This is a genomic window from Aeromonas sp. PS2Canimalfood6 (genome assembly GCF_048276795.1).
GTDB lineage: Bacteria > Pseudomonadota > Gammaproteobacteria > Enterobacterales > Aeromonadaceae > Aeromonas > Aeromonas caviae.
On sequence record NZ_JBLUXC010000045.1, the window covers coordinates 1 to 17,603 of the forward strand.

The 17,603-nt window shown below is 61.1% G+C and carries 21 protein-coding genes and 1 pseudogene; 15 read left to right on the forward strand and 7 right to left on the reverse strand.

All coding sequences use genetic code 11. The annotated features are described in order from the left end of the window. The first annotated feature begins 302 nt into the window (after positions 1-302). Genes ACNPAA_RS16055 through luxS form a run of 4 tightly spaced genes read left to right on the forward strand, consistent with a single transcriptional unit; the run spans position 303 to position 3,450 of the window. On the forward strand, positions 303-1,925 hold the full coding sequence (locus ACNPAA_RS16055; protein ID WP_417891865.1) for an NAD+ synthase: 1,623 nt from the start codon (positions 303-305) through the stop codon (positions 1,923-1,925). Between the two features lie 9 nt (positions 1,926-1,934). Beyond that, a complete protein-coding gene (gene glnB, locus ACNPAA_RS16060) occupies positions 1,935-2,273 on the forward strand; it encodes a nitrogen regulatory protein P-II (protein WP_005308848.1) in 339 nt (112 codons plus the stop codon). A 46-nt stretch (positions 2,274-2,319) separates the two neighbouring features. Next, the gene (locus ACNPAA_RS16065; protein ID WP_049636455.1) at positions 2,320-2,922 is read left to right on the forward strand and encodes a transglycosylase SLT domain-containing protein; all 603 of its coding nucleotides are present in this window, start codon (positions 2,320-2,322) and stop codon (positions 2,920-2,922) included. An 18-nt stretch (positions 2,923-2,940) separates the two neighbouring features. Then, entirely contained in the window at positions 2,941-3,450 is a 510-nt protein-coding gene (gene luxS, locus ACNPAA_RS16070) for an S-ribosylhomocysteine lyase (RefSeq protein WP_010673112.1), read from the forward strand. 61 nt (positions 3,451-3,511) lie between these two features. Here luxS and ACNPAA_RS16075 read toward each other — a convergent pair whose 3' ends face one another. After that, the gene (locus ACNPAA_RS16075) at positions 3,512-4,534 is read right to left on the reverse strand and encodes a GGDEF domain-containing protein (RefSeq protein ID WP_010673113.1); all 1,023 of its coding nucleotides are present in this window, start codon (positions 4,532-4,534) and stop codon (positions 3,512-3,514) included. A 133-nt stretch (positions 4,535-4,667) separates the two neighbouring features. On the opposite strand from ACNPAA_RS16075, the gene rnr reads away from it, so the two are divergent. From rnr to ACNPAA_RS16095, 4 genes are all read left to right on the forward strand, one after another. Next, positions 4,668-7,061 (forward strand): ribonuclease R, encoded by a 2,394-nt coding sequence (rnr, locus tag ACNPAA_RS16080; protein ID WP_010673114.1) that lies wholly within the window; start codon positions 4,668-4,670, stop codon positions 7,059-7,061. Continuing rightward, on the forward strand, positions 7,058-7,807 hold the full coding sequence (rlmB, locus tag ACNPAA_RS16085) for a 23S rRNA (guanosine(2251)-2'-O)-methyltransferase RlmB (RefSeq protein ID WP_041214488.1): 750 nt from the start codon (positions 7,058-7,060) through the stop codon (positions 7,805-7,807). The genes rnr and rlmB overlap by 4 nt, the downstream gene beginning before the upstream one ends. A gap of 7 nt (positions 7,808-7,814) precedes the next feature. Continuing rightward, on the forward strand, positions 7,815-8,384 hold the full coding sequence (locus tag ACNPAA_RS16090) for a Crp/Fnr family transcriptional regulator (RefSeq protein ID WP_010673116.1): 570 nt from the start codon (positions 7,815-7,817) through the stop codon (positions 8,382-8,384). Between the two features lie 151 nt (positions 8,385-8,535). Beyond that, on the forward strand, positions 8,536-8,991 hold the full coding sequence (locus ACNPAA_RS16095) for a GNAT family N-acetyltransferase (protein WP_042014879.1): 456 nt from the start codon (positions 8,536-8,538) through the stop codon (positions 8,989-8,991). Between the two features lie 188 nt (positions 8,992-9,179). On the opposite strand, the gene ACNPAA_RS16100 is transcribed toward ACNPAA_RS16095, so the two are convergent. Further along, positions 9,180-10,028: a hypothetical protein gene (locus tag ACNPAA_RS16100; RefSeq protein WP_042014877.1), complete on the reverse strand. Its 849-nt coding sequence runs from the start codon at positions 10,026-10,028 to the stop codon at positions 9,180-9,182. Positions 10,029-10,128: 100 nt separating this feature from the next. Next, positions 10,129-11,352 (reverse strand): Nramp family divalent metal transporter, encoded by a 1,224-nt coding sequence (locus ACNPAA_RS16105; protein WP_323937333.1) that lies wholly within the window; start codon positions 11,350-11,352, stop codon positions 10,129-10,131. A gap of 236 nt (positions 11,353-11,588) precedes the next feature. Here ACNPAA_RS16105 and rpsF point away from each other — a divergent pair, with 236 nt between their 5' ends. From rpsF to ACNPAA_RS16125, 4 genes are all read left to right on the forward strand, one after another. Next, positions 11,589-11,975: a 30S ribosomal protein S6 gene (rpsF, locus tag ACNPAA_RS16110; protein WP_005331771.1), complete on the forward strand. Its 387-nt coding sequence runs from the start codon at positions 11,589-11,591 to the stop codon at positions 11,973-11,975. Positions 11,976-12,007: 32 nt separating this feature from the next. Then, positions 12,008-12,238 carry a 30S ribosomal protein S18 gene (gene rpsR, locus ACNPAA_RS16115; protein WP_005313392.1) on the forward strand — a complete coding sequence of 77 codons (231 nt, stop codon included), beginning with the start codon at positions 12,008-12,010 and terminating at the stop codon, positions 12,236-12,238. 52 nt (positions 12,239-12,290) lie between these two features. Further along, on the forward strand, positions 12,291-12,737 hold the full coding sequence (gene rplI / locus ACNPAA_RS16120) for a 50S ribosomal protein L9 (protein ID WP_010673120.1): 447 nt from the start codon (positions 12,291-12,293) through the stop codon (positions 12,735-12,737). 101 nt (positions 12,738-12,838) lie between these two features. Beyond that, the gene (locus ACNPAA_RS16125) at positions 12,839-13,582 is read left to right on the forward strand and encodes a ferredoxin--NADP reductase (protein ID WP_039040002.1); all 744 of its coding nucleotides are present in this window, start codon (positions 12,839-12,841) and stop codon (positions 13,580-13,582) included. Between the two features lie 54 nt (positions 13,583-13,636). On the opposite strand, the gene ACNPAA_RS16130 is transcribed toward ACNPAA_RS16125, so the two are convergent. Together ACNPAA_RS16130 and ACNPAA_RS16135 are read right to left on the reverse strand one after the other, a co-directional pair. Further along, positions 13,637-13,981 (reverse strand): hypothetical protein, encoded by a 345-nt coding sequence (locus ACNPAA_RS16130; RefSeq protein ID WP_266110124.1) that lies wholly within the window; start codon positions 13,979-13,981, stop codon positions 13,637-13,639. 25 nt (positions 13,982-14,006) lie between these two features. Further along, positions 14,007-14,285, reverse strand: coding sequence for a hypothetical protein (locus ACNPAA_RS16135; protein WP_053059839.1), 279 nt, complete (start codon positions 14,283-14,285; stop codon positions 14,007-14,009). Between the two features lie 246 nt (positions 14,286-14,531). On the opposite strand from ACNPAA_RS16135, the gene ACNPAA_RS16140 reads away from it, so the two are divergent. Then, positions 14,532-15,527, forward strand: a complete 996-nt coding sequence (locus tag ACNPAA_RS16140; protein WP_049636447.1) for a hypothetical protein — start codon at positions 14,532-14,534, stop codon at positions 15,525-15,527. Positions 15,528-15,543: 16 nt separating this feature from the next. Here ACNPAA_RS16140 and fos read toward each other — a convergent pair. Further along, positions 15,544-15,936, reverse strand: a pseudogene (gene fos / locus ACNPAA_RS16145) (fosfomycin resistance glutathione transferase); the annotation flags it as partial. A 29-nt stretch (positions 15,937-15,965) separates the two neighbouring features. Then, positions 15,966-16,133, reverse strand: a complete 168-nt coding sequence (locus tag ACNPAA_RS16150; RefSeq protein WP_162513465.1) for a hypothetical protein — start codon at positions 16,131-16,133, stop codon at positions 15,966-15,968. 56 nt (positions 16,134-16,189) lie between these two features. Here ACNPAA_RS16150 and ACNPAA_RS16155 point away from each other — a divergent pair, with 56 nt between their 5' ends. After that, entirely contained in the window at positions 16,190-17,164 is a 975-nt protein-coding gene (locus tag ACNPAA_RS16155) for an NADP-dependent oxidoreductase (RefSeq protein WP_323937335.1), read from the forward strand. Next, positions 17,161-17,598, forward strand: a complete 438-nt coding sequence (locus ACNPAA_RS16160) for a YqaA family protein (RefSeq protein WP_029313803.1) — start codon at positions 17,161-17,163, stop codon at positions 17,596-17,598. Before ACNPAA_RS16155 ends, ACNPAA_RS16160 begins: the two co-directional genes overlap by 4 nt. Positions 17,599-17,603: the final 5 nt, after the last annotated feature.

A 17,603-nucleotide genomic window follows, 5' to 3' on the forward strand; every position in this document is an offset into this window, starting at 1 on the left:
TGGAGTGGGCAATGGTGTATTTATCCAAAAACGGCAAAAAGAGTAGGCAGAGAAAATCCAAGCAAAACAACACGTTAGACGGTATTATTAATTCGCTTGCCGCTTAAGGTTCTGTACATGAATCCATCCTATCCGAAGACATGCAGCACAGTGGTACCGAATTAATTAGTAAAGTGAGGTTATTTGTAACCGATGATTGCCAGTCGGAGGATGGCCACTAACATCCCAAACCCAAGGCGCTGGCACAGCCAGCGCCTTTTCTTTATCATTCCCCATCATTTTCGAATTCAAGATGCATCGCCATGGCAAAAGCCCTCTCTCTGATGCTTGCCCAGTTGAACCTGACGGTAGGCGCTATCGAAGATAACTGTGACAAGGTGTTGGCGGCCGCCGCCGAGGCCGAGCTGCAAGGCGCCGATCTGCTGGTCTGCTCCGAGCTGGCGCTGACCGGCTACCCGCCGGAAGACTTGCTGCTGCGTGCCGACCTGATGCGTCGGGTCGAGGCCGCGTTGGCTCGTGTTGTCGAATGGCAGGGCAACTGTGCCATTTTGGTGGGGCATCCCTGGCGTGAGGGGGAGGCGCTCTATAACGCGGCCTCCCTCTATGAGCAGGGCCAGCTGATTGCCCGTTACTTCAAGCAGGATTTGCCCAACTACGGGGTATTCGACGAGAAGCGCTACTTCACCGTCTCGACCGAGACTTGTGTGGTGCCGTTCCGTGGTCACAATCTGGGGCTGCTCATCTGCGAGGACTTGTGGCAACCCGGCCCGGCGCTGGCCGCCAAGGCGGCGGGGGCCGATGTGCTGATCACCATCAACGCCTCTCCCTACGATCAGGAGAAACCCTGGATCCGCCGCGAACTGATGGCGGAACGCTGCGATCAGACCGGCCTGCCGCTCATCTACCTCAACCAGGTATGCGGCCAGGACGAGCTGATCTTCGACGGCTGTTCCAAGGTGTTCAACAGCCGGGGTGAACTGACCCACAAGCTGGCCCCGTTTGCCGAAGAGATGGCGCTGGTGCGCTTTGCCGATGGTCAGCCGGTGAAGGAGCGTGAGCCGGTCGCGCCGCTCGAGCCGCTGGCCGAGACCTATCAGGCGCTGGTGCTGGCGGTGCGCGACTATGTCACCAAGAACGGTTTCCTGGGGGCTGTGCTGGGGCTCTCCGGCGGCATCGACTCGGCGTTGACCCTGGCCATTGCAGCCGATGCCATCGGGGCGGACAAGGTGCAGGCGGTGATGATGCCGTTCCGATACACCGCCCAGATGAGCGTGGAGGATGCCAAGGAGCAGGCCGAGCGGATGGGGGTGGAGTTCAACATCATCTCCATCGAACCCATGTTCGAAGGCTTCATGACGCAGCTGGCACCTCTGTTTGAAGGGACCGCCCGCGACACCACCGAAGAGAACCTGCAGGCCCGCTGCCGCGGTGTACTCTTGATGGCGCTGTCCAACAAGCGCCGCCGTATCGTGCTGACCACTGGCAACAAGAGCGAGATGGCCGTGGGATATGCCACGCTGTATGGCGATATGGCGGGTGGCTTTGATGTGCTCAAGGACGTCCCCAAGACCTTGGTCTTCAAGCTGTGCGAATATCGCAACAGCGTGGAGTACGTGATCCCGCAGCGGGTCATCGATCGTCCCCCGTCGGCCGAACTGGCACCGGATCAGGTGGACCAGGACAGCCTGCCCCCCTATGACATCCTGGATGCCATCCTCAAGCGCTACGTGGAAGAGGATGCGTCTGTCGCCGACATGGTGGCGGAAGGTTTCGAAGAGGCGGTGGTACGCAAGGTGATCCGCCTGGTGGATCTCAACGAATACAAGCGCCGTCAGGCCGCCGTCGGCCCCCGCATCACGGCTCGCAACTTTGGTAAGGACCGCCGCTATCCCATCACGTCCGGGTTCGGCAAACAGAACTGGTAAGGAGTCACCATGAAGAAGATTGAAGCCATCATCAAACCGTTCAAGCTGGACGATGTACGCGAGGCCCTGGCCGAGATCGGCATCAACGGCATGACAGTGTCCGAGGTTAAGGGGTTCGGCCGCCAGAAGGGCCATACCGAGCTCTATCGCGGTGCCGAGTACATGGTCGACTTCCTGCCCAAGGTCAAGGTGGAGCTGGTGGTGCAGGACGAGGATCTCGATGCCTGCCTGGAAGCCATCCAGAACACAGCGCGTACCGGCAAGATCGGCGATGGCAAGATCTTCGTCTGCGAGGTGGAACGCGTCATTCGTATTCGTACTGGTGAAGAGAACGAAGACGCGATCTGATGTGGTGGATGTGCCCTGTGATGAACAGCAAGAGTCTGTCGTTCTGATGTCGTTGTACCGTATCGGGGTCGTGGCGGCGTGCTTGATGGCACTCACCGCGTGCAGTACCCGGCCGCCGGCCCAGCCGGAAAACCTGTGCCAGATCTTTCGGGAGAAACCCGAATGGCACGAGGCGGCGCTCAAGATGAACGAGAAGTGGGGGACACCTGTCCAGGTAGTGATGGCCATGATGTACCAGGAGTCCTCCTTCGTGCATGATGCCCAGCCGCCGATGCAGTATTTCCTCTTCATCCCCACCGGGCGGGCCAGTTCAGCCTACGGCTATGCCCAGGTGAAAGACGAAACCTGGGCCGACTACCAGCGGGAAACCGGCAACAGCTGGAGCGATCGCGACGACTTTGCCGACGCCATCGATTTCATGGGCTGGTACACTCACAAGGCACAGCGGCTCAACGGCACGTCCAAGTGGGATGCCTATGGCCAGTATCTCAATTATCACGAAGGCTGGGGGGGCTACCGACGTGGCAGCTACCGCAGCAAGGGATGGCTGATGAAGGTCTCCCGCAAGGTGGAGGCCCGTGCCCAACGCTACGGTGCCCAGTATCGACAATGCAAGGATCAGCTCTCCAGCGGGGGCTGGTTCTGGTAACCAAATCAGGAGTCAGAAATGCCGTTATTGGACAGTTTTACCGTCGACCATACCCGTATGGCCGCCCCGGCAGTGCGGGTGGCGAAGACCATGCAGACCCCGAACAAGGACACCATCACCGTGTTCGACCTGCGTTTCTGCGTGCCGAACGAGGAGATCCTCTCCGAGCGCGGCATCCATACTCTGGAGCATCTGTTTGCCGGCTTCATGCGTGACCACCTCAATGGGAATGGGGTGGAGATCATCGACATCTCTCCCATGGGTTGCCGCACCGGCTTCTACATGAGTCTGATCGGTGCGCCGGATGAAGCCCGTGTTGGCGCTGCCTGGCAGGCCGCCATGAGCGACGTGCTGACCGTGCAGGATCAGGGCAAGATCCCCGAGCTGAACGAATACCAGTGCGGTACTTACAGCATGCACTCGCTGGAAGAGGCCCATGCCATCGCCCGCCATGTGCTGGAGCGCGGTATCGGTGTCAACCACAATGACGAGCTGGCCCTGCCGGAAGAGAAGCTGAAAAGCCTCTGATCCCGAGAAGGGAAGCATGAAAAAGGCCGGTCAATGACCGGCCTTTTTGCATCTGGTGGGATCAGGAGGGCAGTGGCATCACCCGATTGCGTCCCAGCTCCTTGGCCTTGTAGAGCAGCTTGTCGGTACGCTCGATCAGGGTGTCTGCCGTCTCCTGGGGGATGTATTCCCCCACGCCGAACGAGGCGGTGATGTGATCGATGCGTCGCCCGGATTTGCGATCCAGAATCGACATCCGCTCGATGACGCGACGCAGGCTCTCGGCCATCTGGCGGGTCAGCGCCAGGGCGCGGTTTGGCACCAAGAGGGCAAACTCCTCACCCCCCAGGCGATAGGCGGTTATGCCCTCCTTGCTGGCCTCTCGCAGCCGCTTGCCGACGATGCGCAGCACCTGGTCCCCCAGCAGATGTCCGTATTCGTCGTTGAAGTTCTTGAAGCGATCGATATCGGTCAGGATCAGGGAGAAGGGCTGCTTGCTGCGGATGAGGCTGTCCATCTCGAGATCGAAGGCGCGTCGATTGAGCAGAGACGTGAGCGGGTCCTCGGTGGCCAGCTTCCTCGTCTCGTTCAGGGCCTGTTTCAGCTCCTTTATCTCTTTCTCGGCGCTGCTGAGCTGGTTGCGAAAGTGGAGGGTGGACATGCGTACGTCACGCGACTCGCGCACGAGATCCCGCAGGATCCCCATGGTGTCTTCCAGGCTGAGCCCCTCGTCGTCTATCTTGCTCAGCTTGTCGAAACTCTTGTCGAGCATCTCCTGAAACAGCCCGGTATCGGAGATGGCATCCTGCATCGAGTGACTCAGCTCGCTGGCCATTGCCGCCAGGTTGAGTTTCATCGCCTCGATCTGCTGCTCGTCCTGGGCTGCAAGGTGCTGGTGGTAGAGACGCTCACAGGTGGTCAGGGAGAAGGTCCCCTGTTGTTTTATCGCCTGATCGACGGCATGGTTGAGTTCGGGCATGTCGCCGGAGACATAGCTGTACCAAAGGTGATAGTTGTTCGGCGTGGTGGGAATTTGATACTTGATCATCAGGGGAACCGCCTGTTTCAAATAGGCGGCAGATTGGGCGAACGAGTCCTTGCTCATGAGTTCCGAGTCTCACATACCTGCAAACTGTGTCCAGTATGACAGAGAGAATGGCCAAAAGGCAGTCGATGGATGCCATTAGCTCCCCCCTCCGATATAATGTCTGCGTTATTACCTACCCTAAGGCCTGCTTATGTCTCAAAAAGATCCTTTCCTCCAACGCGAGGCCGAAAAATACGAAAACCCCATCGCCAGTCGCGAGATGCTGCTGGAGCTCATCAAGGGCCATGAGAAACCCATGTCCCGGGAAGAGCTGGCCAAGGTCCTCAAGCTGACCGATGAAGAGCCGTTGGAAGCCTTGCGACGTCGTCTGCGCGCCATGGAGCGCGACGGGCAGCTCGTGTTCACCCGCAACCAATGTTACGCCCTGCCGGATCGCCTGAATCTGGTCAAAGGCTATGTGCTTGGCCACAAAGATGGATTCGGTTTTCTGCGCCCCGAGGGTGGTGGAGCGGATCTCTTCCTGAACAACCGTGAGATGCAGCGCCTGATGCATGGCGACTATGCCCTGGTGCAGCCGACCGAGATCGATCGCAAGGGTCGTCAGGAAGCGCGTCTGGTGCGCCTGCTCAAATCCCGCGAGGCGGACATCGTCGGTCGTTACTTCGTCGAGAACGGCGTCGGTTTCGTGGTACCCGATGACAGCCGCATCGGCCAGGACATCATCATCCCGGAAGGGGAGAACAAGGGGGCTCGCCAGAGCCAGGTCGTGGTCGTGCGCATCAACCAGCGCGCCACTGCCCGCTTCAATGCGGTCGGTACCGTCTTGGAAGTCCTGGGTGAGAACATGGCGCCCGGCATGGAGATCGAGATCGCCCTGCGTACCCACGGCATTCCGCACACCTGGCCGGAAGAGGTGACCAAGGAGGTCGCCGGTCTCGGCGAGCAGGTGCCGGAGAAGGCCAAAGAGGGTCGCATCGATCTGCGCGCCCTGCCGTTGGTGACCATCGACGGGGAAGACGCCCGCGACTTTGATGACGCCGTCTTCTGTGAAGCCAAGCGCGGTGGTGGCTGGCGCCTGTGGGTCGCCATCGCGGACGTTTCGGCTTATGTGAAACCGGGCACGGCCCTCGACACCGAAGCCTATCAGCGCGGCAACTCGGTCTACTTCCCCGAGTTCGTGGTGCCCATGCTGCCGGAGGTGCTCTCCAACGGTCTGTGTTCCCTGAACCCGCAGGTCGACCGGCTCTGCATGGTGTGCGAGATGACCATCTCCGCCGCCGGCCGCATGTCCGGCTACAAGTTCTACGAAGCGGTAATGAACTCCCACGCTCGCCTGACCTACACCAAGGTAGCGGCGATCCTGGACGGGGATCCCAAGCTGCGTCAGCAGTATGATCCGCTGGTGGGCCACATCGAGGAGCTGAGCAACCTCTACAAGGCGCTCAAGCATGCCCGTCATCAACGCGGTGCGGTGGAGTTCGAGAGCGAGGAGACCCGCTTCATCTTCAACGCCCAGCGCAAGATCGACCGTATCGTACCGCTGGTGCGCAATGACGCCCACAAGATCATCGAAGAGTGCATGATCCAGGCGAACGTGGCAGCCGCCCGCTACATCGAGAAGAACGAGGCCGCCGCCCTGTTCCGGGTGCACGACCGCCCGGGCGAGGAGCGTCTGACCGGCTTCCGCGACTTCCTGGCCGAACTGGGTCTGGAGCTCAAGGGGGGCCTGGAGCCCGAGCCGAAGGACTTTGCCGACCTGGCCGCCAAATTCGAAGGGCGCCCGGATGCGGAACTGCTCTCCACCATGCTGCTGCGCTCCATGCGTCAGGCCATCTATCAGGCCGACAACATCGGTCACTTCGGCTTGGCCCTGAAGTCCTACGCTCACTTCACCTCGCCAATCCGTCGTTACCCGGATCTCATCCTGCACCGGGCGATCAAGTACCAGACCGCCAAGGAGCAGCAGGGCAACCTGCGCCACAAGTGGACGCCGAGCGGTGGCTACCACTACCAGCTGGAAGAAGTGGACCCGATGGGCGAGCACTGCTCCATGACGGAGCGCCGTGCCGATGATGCCACCCGCGACGTGGCAGACTGGCTCAAGTGCGAGTACATGCTGGATCACGTGGGTGACGAGTTTGACGGCGTCATCGCCAGCGTCACCGGTTTTGGCTTCTTCGTGCGTCTGGCGGAGATCCACATCGACGGTCTGGTGCACGTCAGCACCCTCACCAACGACTACTACCAGTTCGACCCGCTGCACCAGCAGCTGATCGGCGAGAACTTCCGCCGCCGCTACCGTCTGGGTGACAAGGTGCGGGTCAAGGTGATGGGCGTGAACCTGGACGATCGCAAGATCGACTTCGTGATGGTGGAAGAGCCCCTCAAGGCCACCGGCAAGAACGCCAAGGAGATGGCGCGCAAGCAGGCCGAGATCAAGAAAGAGAAGGCCAAGAGCGCCCAGCGCCACGAGAAACGCAAAGAGGGCAAGGAGAGCGGTAAATCCGACAAGGGTGGCCGTGCCAAGCCCAGCAACAGACGACCGAGCAAAAAGGCTCGCGACAAGGCCAAGAGCACTAAATGAGTACTGAACTGATCTACGGCATTCACGCCGTCTCCGCGCTGCTGGAGCGCACCCCCGAGCGCTTCATCGAGGTGTGGGCTCTCAAGGGCCGCGATGACGAGCGGCTGCATCCCCTGCTGGCCGAGCTGGAATCCCTCGGTATCAGGGTGCAGAGCGTGAACCGCAAGACGCTGGATGACAAGGCGGAAGGCAACAATCACCAGGGCATCATGGCCAAGGTGATTGAAGCGCCCAAGCTGGCCGAGCACGACCTGGCCAGCCTGCTGGACGGTCTGGCGGCGCAAGAGACAGCGCCCTTCCTGCTGGTACTGGATGGGGTGACCGACCCGCACAATCTCGGCGCCTGTCTGCGCAGTGCCGATGCGGCCGGGGTACATGCGGTGATCGTGCCGCGGGACAAGGCCACAGGCCTCACGTCCGTGGTGCGCAAGGTCGCCTGTGGCGCCGCCGAAGTGGTGCCGCTCATCCAGGTCACCAACCTGGCCCGCAGCCTGCGCGAGCTGCAGGAGCGCGGCGTCTGGATCGTGGGTACCGCCGGCGAGGCGGATCACGATCTCTATCAGGCCAAACTCACCGGCCCCATGGCGCTGGTGATGGGGGCCGAAGGCAAGGGGATGCGCCGCCTGACCCGCGAACATTGCGACGAGCTGGTGAGCATCCCGATGGCGGGGGCAGTATCCAGCCTCAACGTCTCGGTGGCGAGCGGTGTCTGCCTGTTCGAAGCCGTGCGCCAGCGCCGCGTCTGACAAGACGATGACCGACAGACCCCCCTTTGTCTGGGAACGGGTTGCAGATGAGCAGGAGGCCGAGCGCCTCCTCTCTTTTGTCCGCTCCCTGACCTTGCCCCCTCGCACCTGCCTCTGGCATGCCGGCGACAGTCCGGCGCTGCTGGTCAGAGTGGAGGAGGGGTTGCTGCGGGCCAAGGTGGTGCTGGCGGATGGCCGCGAGTACATCAAGGAGTTCTATTGGGAGGGGGACGAGTTTATCGACTTCCACCACCTGCTCAGTGGTGAGCCCGCCCGCTACAGCGTGGAGGCGCTGGAGCCTTGCCGGCTGCAGCTTCTTCCGCTGGCGGATCTGCGCCGACTCCCTTGCTGGCCCGCCTGGTATCACCATCTCCTTGAAGTGCAACTGCGCATCAAGGAGGAGAAAGAGCTGTTGCTGCTGACCGGGGGCCCAGAGGCGCGCTATCAGCATTTTCTGCGAAGCTTCCCCGCGCTGGATGCCAGGGTTCCGGATCACCAGATTGCCGCCTATCTGGGGATCACCCCCATCAGCCTGAGCCGCATCCGCAGGCGGTTGAAAACGCGCGATCAGGGTTGAGCCAGAAGGGATTGCCGATGAACCTGGGCAGAGATCGGCTCTTTGTCGGCCATGTCCGCATTGGATGAGAAGGGGGGCAACTTAACCAAGGTTAATGCCCCTCGTCGGGAGCAAGATTATGCTGTCAGACCCCATTAAACAGGAGTCATTCATGAACTGGAGTATGAAATCCTGGTCCGAGCTGACCACGGATGAATTGTATGAGCTGCTTGCCCTGCGCGCCGAGGTGTTCGTGGTGGAGCAGACCTGCCCTTTCCAGGATCTGGACGGGCTCGATCGCCGCGAAGGGGTCTGGCACCTGCTCGGCTATCAGGGCGATCTGCTGGCCGCCTATGCCCGCATCATGGCACCCGGCATTGGTGATGGCAGCGGCGCCGCCATCGGCCGCGTGGTTACCTCTCCCACGTCGCGGGGGGGCGGACTGGGTCACCGCCTGCTGGTGCAAGCGGTCAGAGAGTGCGAGGCACGCTGGCCTGCACACAGTATCTGGCTCGGTGCACAGGCCCACCTGCAAGGTTTTTACGGCCAGCATGGTTTCGTGGCCGAAGGGGAAGGGTATCTGGAAGATGACATCCCTCACATGGGGATGCGAAGGGAGCCTGCCTGACATCGTCAGGTGCCAGGAAAGGGGCAAGTGGCCCCTCATCCGTGGTGCATCGCATGGTTTTTTTGCTACCCCGTGGCCATGTGGTCGTCAGCCCGGGGTGAGATACCGCCGCGCTGATCTGCCTGCGGTCTCTCTGTCGGGACACCGCCCCGGTCAGGGCGGTGCGGCATCAGGAAGGCTGTGGTGGTTCAGGGAGTGACCCGGGTGGTGAGGGTAAATCCCTCTTCACTGGAGGCCAGCGTCACCTGAACCTGGCCCAACTCGGTCAGAGTGCTTACATGGGTGCCGCCACAGGGAATGGTGATCTCCCGACCGTCCACCATGCCATGCCAGTAGCGGGAATCGATGATGGCATCACCGGCCCGGCTGCGGCGGATCTCGCCTCCCTCTTTGAGCCAGCGCATCAGCTGCTCGTTGACCTGGAGCGCTATCCTGTCGAGGTCGGCCAGCAATGCCTCGCTGTTGATTCCCTTTTTCCGAAGGCTCTTGCCGATCCGGTACTGCTCCTTTGATCCTCTGGGCTCGACCCGGGAGTGCTGGATGGCGAGGCGATCGAAATCCGGCTGCCCGAGAGCGTCCAGCTCGCTTGTCTCCTTTCGCCAATAGGGCGTGAGCGCCCGATTGAGGGCCAGTGCCACCAGGTGGCAGGCGCTGTGGCCCAGGCTCAGGGCATGGCGAGCCTCGGCATCCACTGTCAGTTCCACAGGCGAGCCAATGGCAAGGTGATGGGAACCGGCGAGGGGATGCACCACCACGAAAGCCCACCCATCCGCCCCCCGCTTGACCGGAATCTCCGTATCCACGAACAGCTCGCCCTCGGGACTGATGGCGCCCATGCGGCAGGGGCCCACGGCCGCTTCCCCCTCTTCCCAGCGCACTGTGCCCACGTCACCGGGTTGATCGGGCCAGAGGTGGCTCTGGGGATGAAAGGGGGTGAGGTCGGTGACCAGCAGGGTCGGATCCCCCTGTTTGCAACAGACGACGCTGGCCTGTTCCTGATGGTGGCCCAGTACGAAGCTGGCTCGGGTATGTTCCATGGCAGGGCTCCCGCAACGAGATGATGAGAAGGGAAAGGAGCAGCATACGCGAAAGTGCGAAGAGGCTCATCAACCCGGGTCAATGAGCCTCAAGATGGCGTTAGAGGGTGGTGATCAGCAGATAGGCATTGAGGCCGATCACCAGGGCGACGATGAGGCGCCCCACGGCCTGGGTGACGGGGTGATTGCGATGTGCCCCCATCAGGGCGCGATCACCGGTCAGGATCAGCAGCGGAATGAGAGCGAGGGCGATGCCGAAGCTCAGCACTACCTGGCTCAACACCAGGATTTCAGTGGTGTTGAGGCCCATGGCGATCACCACGAAGGCGGGGGCCATGGTGATGGCTCGGCGCAGCCAGAGCGGAATGGTGAAGCGCACGAAGCCCTGCATCACCACTTGTCCCGCCAGCGTTCCCACCACGGTGGAGGAGATGCCGGAGGCGACCAGGGAGAGGCCGAACAGGGTGGCGGCTGCCGGGCCCAGCAGGGGCGTGAGGGTCTGGTAGGCCGTTTCCAGCTCGGCCACCTGCTGATTGCCGGAGCTGTGGAAGGCGGCAGCCGCCATGGCCATCATGGCCAGGTTGACGAAGCCGGCGATGGTCATGGCGATGGCCACGTCGACCCGGGTGCTGTGCAGCCGCTGGGTCACCGTGCCCTGCTCCTGGGTATGCTGGGTCAGGGCCGAGTGCAGGTAGATGACATGGGGCATCACGGTGGCACCAAGCACGCCGGCAGCAAGATAGACAGCATCACCATTGGGGAGACCGGGGAAGAGTGCCCCTTCCAGCAGACTCGGCAGATGGGGGCGCGAGAACACCAGCTCGACGATGTAGGCGGCGGCCACGAACAGCAGCAGGCCCCCCACCACGAACTCCAGCGGCTTCTGGCCGCGGGATTGCAACATCAGGATCCCCCAGGTGACCACCGCGGTGATGCAGGCACCTTCCAGCAGGGTGATGCCGAGCAGCAGCTTGAAGCCGACCGCAGCGCCGATGAACTCGGCGAGATCGGTGGCCATGGCGATGATCTCCGCCTGTACCCAGTAGGCCCAGACCGCCGGCTTGGGCAGCCGGTCGCGAATGTGCTCCGCCAGGTTCTTGCCGGTGACGATGCCGAGCTTGGCCGAGAGGGTCTGCACCAGCATGGCCATCAGATTGGCCCACACCACTACCCACAGCAGTTGATAGCCGAAGGTGGAGCCGGCTTGGATATTGGTCGCAAAATTGCCCGGGTCGATATAACCGATGGCGGCGATGAAGGCGGGGCCGAGCAGGGTCAGCTTGAATTTGCGGGCCGGGATGGCCGTGGTGAGCGCAGGTTGCATACTGTCATCCTCCGTGGGGATATGAGGAGAGTATGGATCTAAATGATAATTGTTATCAATTAAAGTTTTGTATCGGGCTCATCGAGAAAAACATCTTGCTTCGCCAGTTGCAGTGGGAGAGGTGATTTCGTACAATACGCCGCCCTAGAAAGCAGCGTCTAAACATCACTATGTTCCTTGCCTCCGAGGTCTGGCTGCACCTGGGCGGAGGCTGAATTAATCCGTAAGGAGCTAAAATGCGTCATTACGAAATCGTCTTCATGGTTCATCCGGACCAGAGCGAGCAAGTACCTGGCATGATCGAGCGTTACACCGGCGCTATCACCACCGCTGGTGGTACCATTCATCGCCTGGAAGATTGGGGCCGTCGTCAACTGGCTTACCCGATCGACAAGCTGCACAAGGCTCACTACGTTCTGATGAACGTAGAAGCTGAACAGGCCGTTATCGATGAGCTGGAAACCAACTTCCGCTTCAACGATGCCGTTATCCGCAACATGATCATGCGCACCAAGCACGCCGTGACTGAAGTTTCTCCGATGGCCAAGGCCAAGGAAGAGCGCTTCACCCGTCGTGACGACGAGCGTCGCGAAGATGCTGTTGAAGCGTCTTCCGAAGAGTAATTCTTAGATCACCGCATTAGAGGATAAAGGCCATGGCACGTTATTTCCGTCGTCGTAAGTTCTGCCGCTTCACCGCCGAGAACGTTACCGAGATCGACTACAAAGATATCGTTACTCTGAAAAACTACGTCACTGAATCTGGCAAGATCGTACCGAGCCGTATCACCGGTACCCGCGCCAAGTATCAGCGTCAGCTGGCACGCGCCATCAAGCGTGCTCGTTACCTGGCTCTGCTGCCGTACACCGATCTGCACAACAAGTAAGAATCGGCCCGGCGCTTACGCCTAACTCAACGAAATTTATAGAGGAAAGGTAATGCAAGTTATCCTGCTCGATAAGATCGCCAAACTGGGCGGTCTGGGTGACCAAGTTTCCGTAAAAGCTGGTTATGCCCGTAACTACCTGATCCCGCAAGGCAAAGCTGTTATGGCCACCAAGGCCAACATCGAAGCCTTCGGTGCTCGTCGCGCTGAGCTGGAAGCCAAACTGGCTGCCAACAAGGCTGCTGCCGAAGAGCGCGCTGCCAAGCTGGGTGAGCTGGCTGCCGTTGTCATCGCCTCCAAGTCTGGCGACGAAGGCAAGCTGTTCGGTTCCATCGGTACCCGTGACGTGGCTGAAGCCATCACTGCTGCCGGCGTAGCCGTTGCCAAGAGCGAAGTCCGCATGGGCAATGTTCTGCGTAACACCGGTGAGTACGAAGTTGTTGTTCAGCTGCACGCTGACGTCAAAGCAACCGTACAAATCCAGGTCGTTGCTCTGTAATAGCGTTCCGCTCTTGCAGAAAAACCCGCGCACATGCGCGGGTTTTTTATTTTCAGATCAAGGGGTAAAGTGAAGGTCTGTTCCTCTGGAGGAGAACCTTTATGGCTGCCTGGGTTGAAGGTCGGGTCATCGAGCGCATCGAGTGGACACCCACCCTGCTCTCCCTGCGTGTGGAGGCGGAACTTGCCCCCTACAAGGCGGGTCAATTCACCAAGCTGGCCCTGGAGCAGGGCGAGCGTCGCGTCCAGCGTGCCTACTCCTTCGTCAATCCTCCCGGCACGCCCTATCACGAATTCTATCTGGTGGAGATCCCCGGCGGTGAACTGAGCCCCTCTCTCGGTTCCCTGCAGGTGGGCGACAGCCTGCTGGTGCAGTCCCAGGCCACCGGTTTTCTGACCCTGGATGAGATTCCCCCGGGACGGGACCTGTGGCTGCTCTCAACCGGCACCGCCATCGGCCCCTTCCTCGCCATGCTGGCCGAGGGACAGGTCTTCGACCGCTTCGAGCATCTGGTGCTGGTACACGGGGTGAGAAAAGGGGAAGAGCTCAGCTATCAGCCGCTTATCGCCAGTTTTGCCGAGCAGCATGGCGAGCGTTTTCGCTATGTTCCCTTCGTCAGTCGTGAGACCTGGCCGGGGGCGATGGCAGGGCGTATCCCGGCAGCCATCGTCGATGGCAGCTTGCAGGCAAGGGTGGGGCTGAACTTCTCCCCCGAGTTGAGCCAGGTGATGATCTGCGGCAACCCCGCCATGGTGAAAGAGACTCAGCAGACCCTGCTCGGGCTGGGGCTTGCCAAGAACCTGCGTCGCGCCCCCGGCAATATCAGCATGGAAAACTACTGGTAGGGGACATGACTCCAGGGGCCACAGGCCCCTCAACCATGTCCATGGGCATGCTGGTCAGTGTTTTTGGTGGCCGTTGCCGCCGTGCTTGTTCCTGGGCTTGTCATGGCCCTGACCCGGGTTGTTGCCACTGTGAATGCTGCGGTTGTAATGGTCGCGGTATTTGCCATCCATGTTGTCGCAGTTGAGCTGGATGCGGCTGGTCCGGGTGCTGACATCCAGGCAGTTGTGCTGCCACCACTCGTACTCCTTGTCGTCCCAATCCAGGCTTACCCGGCCCCGGTCGGTGGAGATCCGGATGTCGTCATCGTGTTTGGAAGGGGGGGCAGCAAAGGCCATTCCCTGAACCAGAAGCAGGGAGAGCAGCAGTGCGCCGCGGGAAGTCATGGTCATGTGGGTCATCGCATCAAGGCTCCTGTCAGGGGGATCATTGATCCGGTTGCGTGCTGATCTGGTTGGTGCTGGGGGGCTGGTTGCGCTGCGTCTCGTCCTCCAGATTGAGGTTGGTCCTCTTGCAGTCGGCGGCGGCCGCGTCACCGCTCCCGAGATCGAAGCAGTTGCTCTGGGACCAGTCAAACTGCGTGTCATTCCAGTCCAGATTGAAGGTCAGCGCATCCACGGAGAAGGTCTGGCTCCCTTCGTCCTGTGCCAGGGCGCTACCGGTGATCAGAAAAAGAGAGAGCAACAAAGCCGTCGTTCTGTTCATGATGTCCTCGAGTCGTGTTCGGTGGAAATGAGTGTAATGCGGCGGGCTTAACCCGAGCATAACCGCAGATGTCCTTCAGGTACGGGGTCGATTGTAGTGTTTTTCTGCTGCCGATTTGCACGTTTTGGTCGCACTCTGGGCAGCTGATCGTCCATGGGCGGGAATTCGGGGATTTGCCCTTCTCTCCGGGGGAGTGGCGACTATAATCGGCAGCCAACTTTTCCTGCAGACGTTTCCCGTTTCATCATGACTACTCAGGCTTGCGCCGCATTGCGCTACCCCAAGGGATGGTTCGCCCTCACGACTGTCTACAGTTTTACCGGGCTGGCCATTCTGGCTTCCATCGTCTTCTCCCTGCTGCTGTTTCTCTCCATCGACGAAAACCCCCTGATGAAGTGGCTGTTCGGCGGGCTGGCCATCATCTTCGAGCTGGGCAAGTTCTATGTCTGGTACGAGTACGGCGAGTGCAAGGCGAGGCGGGATCTGGGCGGCGCCTTCTGGTCGCTGCTGTTCTACAGCGTGCTGGCCGCCATCTCCATCGGGGGCAGTATCGGCGGCATCAACAGCGCCACCAACACCATCCTGAGCCAGCAGGCGCGTCACGAGCGGGAGATAGCCCGTTTCGACGAGCAGATAGCCAGCATAGAGCGGCAGATCCAGCTCAACGAAGAGGCGGCCCGCAAATACATCGAGATGGCGCGTATCTCGAGCGGCGTCAGCGGTCTGCAGCAGGCCAACACCAAGCTCAGGCTGCGTCAGGACGAGCTGCGCCAGGAGCGGGACGCCAAGCCGCTGGGGGAGCAGTCCTCCATGCTGGGGCTGATGAGCAGTCTGGCGGACGGGGTGGGCATGAGCATCGGCCAGGTGCAGTTCCTGCTGGTCTGCTTCCTGTCTATCCTGCTCGATGCGTTTGGTGCCTTTTTCGTCAGCCTGATCGGTGAGGAGAACCGCTTCCGCCGTCAATGGATGTGGCAACGGGAGAAGGCGCAAGCCGAGGCCCGGGTCGCAGTGCCGACCCCGGAGCCGCCAGCCATCAGCAGACCCATGCCCGAGCCAGCCGTGGTCGCCCAGGTGCGCGGCGCGCTGGAGAGCGGCGAGCTCAAATGCAGCAAACGCAAGGTGGCAGAGGCATTGTCACTGTCTCTGGAGGAGGTGGACCGGGTGTTCCAGCATCTGCTGGCGCAGGGCGTGCTGGGGCAGGGCAGCAATCGTCACTACCATCTTCGTGCCGAGCAGGGGTGAATCCGGCTCCGTCGAACCAGATAAGACCCTCATAGGGTTGCTGTCTGAGGGAGGCGAGGCGGCTATCCAGGTTGCCTGCATGGATTTCCAACTGGTGCCCGTCGGGATCCAGCAGATAGAGTGAATCCCCTTCGCTGCTGTTCTTCTTCCACTCCACGACGCCCGCCGCGCGCAGACGGGTGCAGAAGGCAGGAAACTGTTCAGGCGAGATGCCAAACGCGACATGGCTGTAATCTCTGGCCGGTTGGGGAGGATCGCAGGAGAGACAGAGCCAGAGATCGCCGAGGGTGAGATAGGCTCCCCGTGCCCATCTCACCCTGGGGCGACATCCCAGCAAGTCGACATAAAAGGCAACGCTGCTGTCGAGATCGCCGGTTGCCAGCGTGAGATGGTTCAGTCCATGCAGCATCTTTTCTTCTTCCCCCTTGTCCCTGAACCCTAGTGAGTGAGCACCATCATCAGGCTGAGGAAGGCGGCAAGCCCGCCGCCGATGCCGATGATCCAGTAAAAGCCCCTGGCCCCCTGTTTGAGCGGAATGCGGAAGTAGAGCAGAAACGCCCACCACCCCAGGGCCAGCAACAGAGGAATAAGAAACATTCGAGCCATGGTGTCCTCGCTGTTATTCTGTTGACCCTTGATCAATCAACAGGATGGATTGTGCAATGACGCAGCTACAGATTACCGCATTCGGTGACCCCTCGGTACTCAGGCTCAACCCTTCCCTGGACAAGGTGCCCGCGGAGGGCGAGGTCCGGGTGCGCATCTGCTTTGCGGGGGTCAACCCCATCGATGCCAAGACCCGTGCCGGTCTCGGCTGGGCGGCCGCCCAGAACAAGGACAAGCTGCCCTGGACGCCGGGTTATGACGTCTCCGGTGTGGTGGAAAAGGTGGGGCCCGGCGTGACCTCCCTGGCCGAGGGGGAACAGGTGTGCGGCATGGTGGGTTTCCCCCTCGCCGCCGGTGCATATGCCGAATCCGTGGTGGCCCGCGAGGAGGAGCTGGTCAAGCTCGATGGGGTGAGCCTCAGGCAGGGCGCGGCCTTGCCGCTGGCGGGACTCACCGCCTGGCAGGGGCTGCTGGAGCACGGTGGCTTGCAGTCGGGGCAACGGGTACTGATCCTGGCCGGTGCCGGTGGCGTCGGCCATCTGGCGGTGCAGTTTGCCGCCGCCTATGGTGCCCATGTGGTTGCCACGGCAAGCGGCGACAATCACAGCTTCCTTCATAGTCTCGGGGCGAGCCGGATGGTGGATTACCACCAGGCCGGGTGGTGCACCGAGGCGATCACCGATGGTCCGTTCGATCTGGTGCTGGATCTGGTGGGGGGCGAGAGCGGCAAGGCGGCGCTGGCCTGCGTCAAGCCGGGCGGCCGTCTGGTGACGGTCCCCACCATCACGGCCCAGCAGATCAAGGACGCGGGGGCCGAGCTCGGCGTCGAGGTTGTCGGCATGCTGGTCCATCCCGATCGAACGCAGCTGACCCAGATGCTGACGCTGCTTCGCCAGGGGGAGGTGAAGATCACTGTCTCCGGTGAATACACGCTGGCAGAAGGGGCGCTGGCCCATCAGGCCATCGAGCAGGGCCATGTGCGCGGCAAGCTGTTGCTGCGCATGTCCGCCGCAGACGGCCAGCCCGGATGATAGACTTCACCGGGATGGGGCTGGGAGGGTTGTTTCTGAGCGCCTTCACCTCCGCCACCCTGTTGCCCGGCAGCTCGGAAGTGCTGCTGGGCGCCATGGCGGTCAAGGGGGAGTGGAGCATGACCAGCCTGCTTTTCTGGGCGACGCTGGGCAATACCCTGGGTTCCATGACCACCTGGTGGCTCGGCTGGCTCGCCACCCACAAGAAAAAACCGGAAGATTTTCAAGGCCGTGGGGAACAAAAAGCCCTTGGTTGGCTCAAACGTCATGGCCACTGGTGTCTGCTGCTTGCCTGGACGCCTGTGGTCGGCGATGGTCTCTGTCTGCTGGCTGGTTGGCTGCGCCTCTCCTTCTGGCGCTCCCTCATCTTGATCGGGCTCGGCAAATTGCTTCGTTATGCCCTGGTGTTTCTGCTGGCCAGTCAGATCTTCTAGCCCTT